This window comes from Parvibaculum sp. (genome assembly GCF_030694575.1).
In the GTDB taxonomy this organism is placed as follows: Bacteria; Pseudomonadota; Alphaproteobacteria; order Parvibaculales; family Parvibaculaceae; genus Parvibaculum.
In genome coordinates this window covers 1-2703 of the sequence record NZ_JAUYUS010000034.1, presented here as the reverse complement: position 1 = coordinate 2703, position 2703 = coordinate 1, and the positions used below count along the sequence as shown (strand labels likewise).

At 64.8% G+C, this 2703-nt stretch carries 3 protein-coding genes; all 3 read right to left on the bottom strand.

Annotated elements, in window-relative coordinates:
• Positions 1 to 81: 81 nt before the first annotated feature.
• Positions 82 to 1329 (bottom strand): class I SAM-dependent RNA methyltransferase, encoded by a 1248-nt coding sequence (locus Q8S60_RS05975; protein ID WP_305276345.1) that lies wholly within the window; start codon positions 1327 to 1329, stop codon positions 82 to 84.
• A complete protein-coding gene (locus Q8S60_RS05970) occupies positions 1319 to 2065 on the bottom strand; it encodes a TlyA family RNA methyltransferase (protein WP_305276344.1) in 747 nt (248 codons plus the stop codon). The genes Q8S60_RS05975 and Q8S60_RS05970 overlap by 11 nt, the downstream gene beginning before the upstream one ends.
• A 5-nt stretch (positions 2066 to 2070) precedes the next feature.
• A partial coding sequence (locus Q8S60_RS05965; protein ID WP_305668426.1) for a transketolase C-terminal domain-containing protein occupies positions 2071 to 2703 on the bottom strand: 633 nt, incomplete at its 5' end.

Below are 2703 nucleotides of genomic sequence, written 5' to 3'. Positions count from 1 at the left end.
CACCTTTCGACGCTCGACAAGAAGCCGGAAACGATCGAAGCGGCGGTCCGGCGGCACATCCAATACACCGTCTGAGACGCTTCACCCGCGCGTGAATATGCCGACGAGTTCGATGTGCGGCGACCAGAGAAACTGGTCCACGGGCGTCAGTTTCACGAGCTTGTAGCCGCCATTGAGCAATGTCCGCGCGTCGCGAGCGAAGGTCGCCGGATTGCATGAGACGGCGACGATGAGCGGCACGCGCGATTTCGCGATTTCCTCTGCCTGCGTAGCCGCGCCGGCGCGCGGCGGATCGAACACCACCGCTTCGAACCGGTCCAGTTCGGACGCCAGAAGCGGACGCCGGGCCAGGTCGCGGGTTTCGCAGGTGACGGGCTTCAGCCCCAGAACCGGGCCTTGCTCGCGGATCGACCTGGCAAGCGCCGCCAGTGACGCCGCCTCTCCCTCAACCGCATGAACCGTGGCTTTCTTTGCCAGCGCCGCGGTGAATGTACCGCAGCCGGCGAAGAGATCGGCGATGCGTGCCGCATTGCCAACAGCCTCCTGCACGAGACGGACGAGAGCTTCCTCGCCCTCCCGTGTCGGCTGCAGGAATGCACCGGGCGGCGGCGTGACCGAAAGGCCGGAGAGATTGACGGCCGGCATGTGCCGCTCCGCAACGATCTCACCTTCCCATGAGAGCCGCGCCACATCGGCGGCGGAGGCCTGTTCGGCGAGCGCAATACGCAACGGTCCGTCCAGCGGCTTGCCGCCTGTGACGGCAACGTCGAGACCGCTTGCGGTGGAGGTCACCAGTATCGACGCGCGTGAACTGCGGGAGAGGCCGGGACCGATCATCGCCGCCAGCGCGGGCAGCGCGCGTTCGATCTCCGGTACCACGAGAGGACATTCGGAAACGGGGATAATCGTGTGACTGCCACGCGCGTAATAGCCGAGCGTCAGCGTTTTCCTGGTGCGCGTGGCCGCGAATGTGGCGCGGCGGCGGCTGCGAGGCCGGGCGGTGACAAGCGATCCGATTTCAGTGGCGATGCCGCGCGCTTTCAACGCGGCGTCCACCTGCGCGCACTTCCATGTGGCGTAAGCGGCCGCCTCCATGTGCTGCAGCGAACAGCCGCCGCAAAGCGTGAAATGAGGGCATGCCGGGTCCACGCGCTCCGGCGACGCCCTCACTATGCCGAGAAGTTCGGCCCGGTCTTCGCCGGCCGGCCGCACGCACACACGCTCGCCGGCGAGAACATAAGGCACGTAAAGGGGGCCATCCGGTGTTTCGGCAACGCCGTCGCCCTGGGCGCCGACGGAGGATATCTCGACTTCAATGTCAGCGGTCATGGCATGCCGCGATCAAAAATTCGCGGTTTCCATCGCCGCCCTGTATCGGGCTTTCAACAATGCCGATCACGCGCCATCCCATCTCTTTTTCCAGCCAGCCCGCAATATCCGCAGTGACACGCTCATGCAATGCCGGATCGCGGACAATACCGCCTTTCCCGACATTTTCGGGGCCAACTTCGAATTGGGGCTTGATGAGTGCCACCAGACAGGCGCCGCGTTCGGCGAGCTCCAGCGCGGGCGGCAGGGCTTTCGTCAGACCGATGAAACTCAAATCCGCCACGATGAAATCGATCGGACCGGGGATATGTTCGCGCGTCAGATCTCTTGCATTCAGCCCCTCGATGGCGCGGACGCGGGTGTCCGATGCAATTTCTTCCGCCAACTGACCGTGGCCGACATCGATTGCAACGACCGATGCCGCGCCGCGCTGGAGCAAGACCTGAGTAAATCCACCCGTCGATGCCCCAAGATCGAGGCATGCGCGGCCGGCCGGGTCGAGCCCGAACCGGTCGAGCGCCTGAACGAGTTTCAGGGCGGCGCGGGAGACGTAAGGATGTTCGAGGCCGACAAGTTCGATTTCATCGCCCGGACCTACGAGATCGGCAGGCTTTACCGCAGACCTGCCGCCGACACGCACATGCCCTGCCTTTATCGCGCCTTGCGCGCGGGCGCGTGTCGGCACGAGACCGCGCTCGACCAGCGCGAGATCGAGGCGCCGCTTTTCATCCGCCATTTTTCTCAGACGAGTTTCGGCAGCGGCTGCGGCGAAAGCTGCCGCAAATCGGCGATCTGCCGTTCGAGCCCCAGCACGGAAAGGGCCGTTTCCACGATCTGCGCGGCGTTCAGCCCGGCGATGTCGTACATCTTTTCCGGCTTGTCCTGATCGATGAAAATATCGGGCAGCGCCATGGGCCGCACCTTCAGGCCGTAATCGAGCGCGCCGGAACGGGCGAGGAAATCGAGCACATGGCTGCCGAAGCCGCCGATGGAACCTTCTTCCACGGTGATCAGCAATTCATGTTCGCGGGCGAGGCGCGCTATCAGGTCTTCGTCCAGCGGCTTTGCGAAGCGGGCATCGACAACGGTCGTCGACAGACCGAGCGCGCCGAGCTGTTCGGCGGCTTTCATCGCTTCGGGGAGGCGCGTGCCGAGAGACAGGATCGCGACCTTGCTGCCTTCGCGCAGGATACGGCCCTTGCCGATTTCGAGCGGCGTGCCGATGGCGGGCATTTCGACGCCGATGCCTTCACCCCGGGGATAACGCAGCGAAGAGGGGCGGTCGTCGATGGCGACGGCCGTCGCCACCATGTGTTTCAGCTCCGCCTCGTCCGCCGCCGCCATGACGACGAAGCCCGGCAGGCAGGCGAGATA

Bases quoted from the DNA above. Each gene is read 5' to 3' on its own strand.
- Q8S60_RS05975 (WP_305276345.1), bottom strand. From the start codon at position 1,329: ATGACCGCTGACATTGAAGTCGAGATATCCTCCGTCGGCGCCCAGGGC.
- Q8S60_RS05970 (WP_305276344.1), bottom strand. From the start codon at position 2,065: ATGGCGGATGAAAAGCGGCGCCTCGATCTCGCGCTGGTCGAGCGCGGT.